At 40.5% G+C, this 7,810-nt stretch carries 7 protein-coding genes and 2 pseudogenes; 3 read left to right on the top strand and 6 right to left on the bottom strand.

What is annotated here, in order from left to right; all coding sequences use genetic code 11:
* Window positions 1-74: pseudogene (locus ACFINO_RS04810) on the top strand (DNA-binding protein); the annotation flags it as partial.
* Window positions 75-126: 52 nt separating this feature from the next.
* Here the strand turns inward: ACFINO_RS04810 and ACFINO_RS04805 are convergent.
* The 4 genes and pseudogenes from ACFINO_RS04805 to ACFINO_RS04790 form a co-directional block, all read right to left on the bottom strand.
* Window positions 127-486: a hypothetical protein gene (locus tag ACFINO_RS04805; protein WP_375608402.1), complete on the bottom strand. Its 360-nt coding sequence runs from the start codon at window positions 484-486 to the stop codon at window positions 127-129.
* A gap of 21 nt (window positions 487-507) precedes the next feature.
* Complete coding sequence (locus ACFINO_RS04800) at window positions 508-678, bottom strand: hypothetical protein (RefSeq protein ID WP_375648030.1); 171 nt, start codon at window positions 676-678, stop codon at window positions 508-510.
* Entirely contained in the window at window positions 666-1,064 is a 399-nt protein-coding gene (locus ACFINO_RS04795; protein WP_375620636.1) for a hypothetical protein, read from the bottom strand. Before ACFINO_RS04795 ends, ACFINO_RS04800 begins: the two co-directional genes overlap by 13 nt.
* A pseudogene (locus tag ACFINO_RS04790) lies at window positions 1,061-4,930 on the bottom strand (hemagglutinin repeat-containing protein); the annotation flags it as partial. The pseudogene ACFINO_RS04790 and the gene ACFINO_RS04795, both read right to left, overlap by 4 nt.
* Before the next feature lie 6 nt (window positions 4,931-4,936).
* Here ACFINO_RS04790 and ACFINO_RS04785 point away from each other — a divergent pair.
* A complete protein-coding gene (locus ACFINO_RS04785) occupies window positions 4,937-5,161 on the top strand; it encodes a hypothetical protein (protein WP_375618013.1) in 225 nt (74 codons plus the stop codon).
* Between the two features lie 409 nt (window positions 5,162-5,570).
* Here ACFINO_RS04785 and ACFINO_RS04780 read toward each other — a convergent pair whose 3' ends face one another.
* Together ACFINO_RS04780 and ACFINO_RS04775 are read right to left on the bottom strand one after the other, a co-directional pair.
* Window positions 5,571-6,452 carry an outer membrane protein gene (locus ACFINO_RS04780; RefSeq protein ID WP_375655153.1) on the bottom strand — a complete coding sequence of 294 codons (882 nt, stop codon included), beginning with the start codon at window positions 6,450-6,452 and terminating at the stop codon, window positions 5,571-5,573.
* 398 nt (window positions 6,453-6,850) lie between these two features.
* Entirely contained in the window at window positions 6,851-7,321 is a 471-nt protein-coding gene (locus ACFINO_RS04775) for a porin (protein ID WP_375643056.1), read from the bottom strand.
* A gap of 32 nt (window positions 7,322-7,353) precedes the next feature.
* On the opposite strand from ACFINO_RS04775, the gene ACFINO_RS04770 reads away from it, so the two are divergent.
* The gene (locus ACFINO_RS04770) at window positions 7,354-7,524 is read left to right on the top strand and encodes a hypothetical protein (protein ID WP_375634572.1); all 171 of its coding nucleotides are present in this window, start codon (window positions 7,354-7,356) and stop codon (window positions 7,522-7,524) included.
* Window positions 7,525-7,810: the final 286 nt, after the last annotated feature.

The following is a 7,810-nucleotide window of genomic DNA, read 5'->3' as shown; positions in this document are numbered from 1 at the left end:
CGCGTTGGTTACAATCAGATCTTTTGAATGTCATCGAGCAAGCAAAACAGCAACGTTATAACGACGCGGCATAAAAAAAACCTTATCACGTAAGGACGGACAAGGCTTTCTCTGCTGAAGCAAGACTTAAGGTTTGCATTCAAGTTGTTCTGAATGCTTTTTACAATAAGGGCTATTTAAGCGTCTCTCAACACTTCGCTGAGGCATGACAGCACCAGGACGACATATGGGAAGGTTGTCCGATTTATGGTTTTCACACCAATCTTGTATTGTAAAGCTAGGGCGAAAACCTGATTGCGCCATACACATTTCAATACTGGCAAATTGATTCAAATCTAGCGCCACAACCTTATTAAGGTCCGGTACTCCACATTCTAAAAGTATTTTATTTCTCCATAATGCTGGAGAAAGTGAGGGAATTGAGTTAACACATCCAGTGATACTTAACAGAGCTATACAACTCAATAGTTTTAAGATTTTCTTCATTATTCCCCTCTTTCAATGGATTTATTTACAATAAAAAAGCTCATAAGCCTGTTGATATTTCCTGTCATCGCTGTTTAAACAACGGTGAACAATATTGAAATGGTTGGTTGAGGAAACAATCCCGCCATTCCAAGCAAATGCAAGGATGGCGGATTGTTGATTATCACAAACAGCAAGACTTAAGGCTCGCATTCAGGTTGTTCTGGATGCTTTGTACAAAAAGGGCTGTTTAAGCGCTTCTTGACACTGCGCTGTGGTATGACAGCACCTGGACGACAAATCGGCAAGTTTTTCTCTTTAAAAGTATAACACCAGTTACCTCTCCCTTTATAGTGGAATCCTGCTTGGAGCATGCAGGCATAAGTTGTTGCTTTAGCATTAATGCTCTGCTGTTGGTTTTCTGGAAAAACATCATAAGGGGTTGGCATACCACATTCTAACAATGCTTTTCCTATCTCCGTAAAATCTGCTCCAGACTTCTCCCACATACTTAGATACCCTGGAGGAGGCTTATCGATGTTACATCCAGCTACACTAACCAAAACTATTCCGCTTAATAATTTCAAGATTTGTTTCATTTTTTCCTCCCTGAATATTTTGAATAAATTGGCGTACGATTAGGTAATCCATAAAGCGATGTGCACTCATCACCGGCATGACCATAACAAGCATGAACACTGGGGTAGCCCTTAAATATTTGCCATGCTTCTTTCCAAGGACCACTTCCAGGAGGTATTTGCCCAAAAGTGTAAGGATTTTTGCCAATCTTTGTACCAACAAAGTCATTTTTATGATTTTCCAAGTTTACGTAATCCTGCTTTCCATCACTTAAGATATATAACGTATCTGCCATGTTTTGAGTATTATAAGCTGGTCCAAAGAAATTAATCGTTGTTTTCTTTGCTATACCATGAACACCATGCTTTTCTAAATCATGCGATCCATTGCCCGCTGTCATACTGCCACGGCTATGCGCATCAGTATGCAATCCTATATTGCCAAGGCTATACAACAGATTCTGGTACTTCTTCGTCGAATTGGTCAAAATACCCAACTTACCTTCTAGAGCATACTGATACCCTGCAATGAACAAATCTACCAAGAACGAATCGCTATGAGGGAACATCAGAAAATAGTGTGGATCATTCTTGTTATCAGCCAACTGAACCGCATTATGGGCTGCGTCATCTGGTGTTGTAAAAATACCATTGAGAAAAACATGAACCTTGCCATCAGAACCTTTTTGTAAATTCTGTTGTTCTTCAGGCGTTAAATAATGATATTGCGGCTGCGGGTTTCCATGACTGTCTTTTATATATTTCCCATTTTCATCTTTTGCATAGATCACATTGCCATTTTCATCGTGATCCACAGTAGCCAGATAATGCTCTTTGATAAACATGTTTACAAAGCTCTGTTCAAAGATATTAGATCCTTCATCCGATAAATCATTGATCATATCTACGCGATTATGTACTATCCCCTCAAGCGATGCGACATCTAGCTGTTCTACTGCTTGGTGGGCTGTAGCGGTGTTGCGGTTGAGAGAGCCAATGATTTGTCCAGCATCTTGCCCCATCGCCCTTTGTCCAGTTGTATCAGTAAGGATGATAGTCCCATCACTGATAGCAGATTTGGTTTCCCCTTCTGCTCCATCCTTGGCTTTTCCATGACTTAAAGCATTTTTAGCAATATTTTTTATGATGCCATATTTCCCCTGTTGCAAAGCACCGCCACCAGAAATGCTAAACCCATGGCTGCTGGCTTTAGCATGGGCACTGTTGCTGATATCACTGGTGCTAATGCTTCCTGTGGTCAGGCTGTTTTTATCTGCCGGCGCGGTGCTGGCAATGATGCCTCCGGTCAGCGTTGTTTTGTCTTTAACTATGATATTAAAGCCGCCATCACCCGCTTTGATGCCTGATTGTTCCACAACACTATGATAATCACTAGAGGATTTATCGTTTTGGAAAGAGGCGCTCATGGAGCCCCCACCACCCGTTTGTCCAGCACCAAACCCAACAGAAACAGAGTTTTGCTTGCTGGAAGTTTGTCCCGTATCACTGCGGCTGGTAATGGCAAAATCACCCCCTACTTCCATTTCTACACGCTCTCCAGAAACCACGGCGCCTGCCAATGTGGTGTTTGCCCCACTCGTGGTATGAACAGTGCCGGTGCCTATAATATGGCTGTTTTTGTGTTGAACTTCCTCACTGGAACCTTCCCCTTGACTAAAAGAAGCACTGCCCGTTGCCCCTGCGCCACCCGTGCCATAACCGGTGCCAACACTCATTGAAGCACTTTCACTGCTGTTTTGTGTGCTTTGCGTGTTTTGTGCACTTTCAAAGATGATATCTTTACCTGCTTCCATGGTGATCTTTCCGCTCTGTGCATCATTTTCCAGCACATAGATTGGATTGGTACCAGCGATAACATCAGCGCCAACACCATGAATGCTGCCTTCGTGGGCATGCATGTTAACAGCGCGTCCGCCTTCTATGCTATCTGTCACCGCTGTGGAGACTTGAGAAGAGGCTTCTGTTTTCTCAGTTTTAAAGCCCACGGTTACACTGCCAGATGCGCCAGCCAGATTGGCAAGAGCATCCTTGGTGGAGCCCCCCAATCCTCCTAATGAGCTACTCAGTCCTTTGGTTGTGTTCCCCTTTTCCCCCGTATTGCCAGTCAGCCAATTAATAAAGTTCTCTCCTTTATTAAAGAGGTGATTGATTTTCATGCCAGTCAGTATGCCATTAATAACTGTATTGTTACCATCCTTATTATTCATGTGATCTGCGGCATCTTTTAGTCCTTGTACCGTGCCAAGGACACCGATATCAACGGAAGTTGTCACACCAGCAAAAGACTTTTCATGCTTTTCTTTTGCGTTAGAGGTATCATAGCTTTCTGATAGGGTGATATTATTGCCGGCATCAATGTTGACATCACGATCCGCCGAAACAATGGCTGCTTGCATATTTACATCATTGTCAGCAGTAATCTGCACATCTTGGCGTGCCGTGATGTGTGATTGTGTGGAAGTGGTTTCCCATTGATCGCCCGTATCTTTGGCGCTTGCAATTCCAACACCTACAGAAGCACCGCTGTTGCTCTTTTCAAACTGAATGCCAAAGCCTGTACGTTCTTCCTTTGAGCTTGAGGAATGGCTATTATGACCAGGTGAAACATTCACATCACGAGCTGCGGTAAGATTAACATTTTCCCCTGCAAGGTCAGAGCCAACAATTTTCACATCTTTTTTCTTGGCAGTGATGGTGATCGTACCATCCGCATTGAGAGAAGAACCTTGATGCTCAAAACTCTCTTCATTTTCTGTCTTTCCCTCACTCCCGTATATCGACACAAAGCCCTTACCTGATCCCACACCAAAACCTGTTTCATGGGTCTCTGAATGGCTTTTATGGTGATCTGTCATGCCATCAATCGTCACACTTTCTCCGCTCACATTGATATCTTGACCGGAAAGCAGATGAGAAGCCGTGATTGTGGTCTCTTTGTCTGATTGCGTGATAATGTTTCCCGTCGCCCCAAGGATAGAGGAGACCGTTGTGGTATGCGATTGATATGTATCGGACGATTCCTCATGCAAAAAGCCACTTGATGACGATTGCGCTTGCTGATCCAAGTGTTCTTGGGCGCCTTTGATAGTAATCTTTCCCCCAGAGTGAATAGTAATATCCGCTTGTTTTTGATCTCCCAGAGCTTTCTCTCCTGACGTTTCCTCTGCCTTACCGGCTATGAGCGTCGAGGCGACAACTTCCGTGTTATTTCCTGAGTCAATGGCAATGCCTTCACCCCCTGTTATACTTGACCCCACAACTTGGCTCACATCCATCTTGTTATGCTCAGATTTGCTGCTACTAAACACCCCACCCTCTTTGTGATACGACATTTCATAATGTAAGCTATCCTCTGCATTATTGATGAGAATATCGTTGCTGGCTTTCAGCCCCACCTTGCCATCAGCCGCAATGGAACTACCTGTGATGCTAAGATCATGCGGTTTGCCATCCTGCCCTGCAATGACAGTGGTGTCACCTCCCGATTTTATCGAAGAGCCAACGGCATGAGAGGCTTGCATATCCACTTTCGTGTTTTTGGTGCGAAGATGATACTCCACTTCATCGTTTCTTACCCCTATTGTTACCTCCCCTTGGGCGCCAAGAGCAACATTGCCCTTGGCATCTATATCGGAAGCAGCCATATGGATATCGCCACCCGATAGAACAGTGGTCTCTTTTCCAGAACTTAAATGAGAGCCATTGTGTAAAGCAACATGAGATGTTTCACTCCCACTCTGATTGTCCATGCTGTTGCGTGTGGCATCAATAGAAACATTGCTCTCAGCTTGTAAGAGAAGTTTATCCTTTGCTTGAACATCAGAGCCTAGAATATTCAAATCTTGTCCAGAGAGAAGTGGGCTTGATGTACTTTGAAAAATATTTTTTTAAAACAAATGTGTGAATACACAACAACAAGTGTATTCCGTTTAGGGCGTTCTGTTTTGCATGAGGAGTATGATCCCATTAAAAAATGCAATAAACAAAAATGTAAGACAATGCATCATCTTCATTTTCATTATTTAAAAGACATTACTCTAAATGCTTTTGAAAACCGTAAAGCTAAATTAAAAGAAGATGATAAAGTTGGAAACTAGTTTTTCTTTTTGTAACTTTATATTCTTCTCCAATGAGGCTGTATTCCCGTTTCAGAACTTACTCCAACAGATATACGCAATACGCTCGCTCTAATCTGGCATATAAAAGTAAACTAAAGTTCATCACTGATTATGATCTTGTCCTATTTCTGAGATTAATTAAATACTTTTCACTTAAGCGTAAAATGATAGCCGTAATATAAGATTTTATGTAATAAGTAGTTATAAAATCGATGCATACTACTAATTCGCCTTTTATAATATAAAACTTTTTTTAAGCCTTATAATACAAAATGATACCAATAAAAATTAAGGGATTAAGAGAGATAAAATAGAGAGCTAATAAAATAAAGGCCCCGTTAAACGAGGCCTTAGTATTTTTTGTGCTGATAATTTCATTTTTTCGAAATTAGAATTTGTAAGCGACACCTACACGGAAGTCATTGGTTTTGTAGTTGAATTCACGTGTATCGTTTGCGAATTTCTTTTTACCAAAATCGGAGTAACGGTATTCTGCACGTAAAAGAACGTTGTCTGTCATTGCAAAGTCAACACCGCCACCAATAGTGAAACCAACCATTGTCTTCGTGTCATCAGCCCAAGTACCACCAGTCAAATCTACATTTTGCTTAACTGGTGGGTTTTCCACCACATCAGCATTCTGCTCAACCTTAGCTCTCTCTCCTTTTCCTGTAACTGATTGAATGCCCTGTACCTGCGCATAGGCAATACCACCAGCAACATAAGGCATAATACGGTCAACAGCAGCAAAACCGATACGAACGCGTGTAGCACCAGACCATTTTTCTTTGTAGCTGTGCTTTTCCGTTACCTTGTCACCTATTTCAAACCGTTGCTGATCTTTTAATTCAACCTTAGCTTTTTCAAGGGCATTATTAAAATCTGCTGCATTTTTTTCAGTAAGAGTCAATTCACGGGCTGTTTTTGATTCTTCACGGTCTGCCCAAACTGCATCGGTTTCAACACCGAGAATGAGACCATTTCCAAGGTCTACGTTAAATCCGGCATAAATCCCACCCATGAAACCAGAAGGACTAGGTGTATTATCTTTTTTAAAAAGTTCTTCATCTTCTCCTGGAATAGTTACTTTAGTTTTACTCGAAAAGTTACCAACTTGACCACCAAGATAAAAACCTGTCCAAGAAAACGAAGGGGCTGCTGCGATAACTGCTGGGGCTGTTTCACGAGGGATGATAACATCAGCAGCTTGTGCTGCAGAAGCTGAAATTAAAGCGGCAATAGAAGTTGCTATTAAAGATTTTGTATTCATAATTTTGCTCCTAAATTAACTATCAAACGATCTTACAAGATTACAGATAGAAAAGCTGTAGTAAAAATATCACAATCATACAAATAAAACCCCAGAAAACAGCGGTTTTTTAAAAGTCAATATCTTTTGGAAATTTAATTTTTTATTAATACTTTTTATTCATAATTGCACTTTTGATGAAATTAGAACTTGTAAGCGATACTTACACGAAAGTCATTGCTTTTTTAGACTAGTTTAAGATAATCCTTTTTAAATTCCTTCTTAGCAAAGTCTAAGTAACAGTATTCCGCACGAAGCAGAATATGATCTGTCATCGCGAAATCTATACCACCACCAAGGATAAAACCCTCCATCGTTTTTGTTTTATCAAATACTGTAGCAGAAACTCTTTACTTGGCTTACCCATTTTCCCAACTTTTTTGTTCCTGAAACTTTACCAACACCTTGTATTTGCGCATAAGCAATACCACCAGCCACATAAGGCATAATGCTGTCAGCGACAGAAAAACCAACACGAACCCGTGTTGCACCAGACCATTTTCTTTGAAACCAATGCGATACACTGCTGTGTCACCCTTTTGAAACTTTTCATTTTCATCCAATGTGACACCAGCATCTTTAAATTTATCATTAAAATCATCAATCACAAGAATCTTTGAGACCGTCTTCGTCTCTCCTCGGTCTGCCCAGACTGCATCGGTTTCAACACCTAGAATGAGAACATTTCCAAGATCTACGTTGGAACCTAAATAAATACCACCGATGAAACCGGAAGGCATAAGTAGTGCATCTTTATCTAAAGTTTTTTCTTTTGTCTCAAAATCAAATACATAAACTTTGACTTGAAAAGTTGCCAACTTAACTACCAAGATAAAAACCTGTCTAAGAAAACGAAAGAGCTGTGATAACTGTTGGAGCTGTTTTACGAGGAATGACAATATCAGCAGCTTGTGCCGCAGAAGCTGTAGTTATAGCGATAACAAAAGTTGTTACTAAAGATTTTATATTCGTAAACTTTGCTCCTCATTTATTTACGAGCACAGTATTATACGACTACAAAAAAACGCTGTAGTAAAATGATACAATTATAGGAAACGAAAGCTGACGCAAGATAAAGTCATTTCATAACTTCACGTTTCATAAAAATTTTCATAAGAAATTGTAAGTTACAAGTATGTGTAAATTATTGATTTTATGGCATAATTGTTATCTGTCATTTATAAAAATCTTTTTAAGAAAATCTAAATAATATTTTTTACTCCCCTAATAAATATAGGGTATGTGATAATATAACAACAGAAAAGAATAGAGGCCCTGTCTTTGACAGAGCCTCTTGGAAGTTTATTTCGTTTTTTACG

The sequence above is a fragment of the Bartonella sp. AA83SXKL genome, assembly GCF_042196965.1.
In the GTDB taxonomy this organism is placed as follows: Bacteria; Pseudomonadota; Alphaproteobacteria; order Rhizobiales; family Rhizobiaceae; genus Bartonella.
The sequence above is the reverse complement of the archived record's forward strand: the minus strand, read 5'-3'. Positions and strand labels throughout refer to the sequence as shown.

What these genes read in the sequence shown, in the direction of transcription:
- ACFINO_RS04780 (WP_375655153.1), bottom strand. Translation starts at nt 6,452, where the DNA reads ATGAATACAAAATCTTTAATAGCAACTTCTATTGCCGCTTTAATTTCA.
- ACFINO_RS04800 (WP_375648030.1), bottom strand. Translation starts at nt 678, where the DNA reads ATGCGAGCCTTAAGTCTTGCTGTTTGTGATAATCAACAATCCGCCATC.
- ACFINO_RS04805 (WP_375608402.1), bottom strand. Translation starts at nt 486, where the DNA reads ATGAAGAAAATCTTAAAACTATTGAGTTGTATAGCTCTGTTAAGTATC.
- ACFINO_RS04795 (WP_375620636.1), bottom strand. Translation starts at nt 1,064, where the DNA reads ATGAAACAAATCTTGAAATTATTAAGCGGAATAGTTTTGGTTAGTGTA.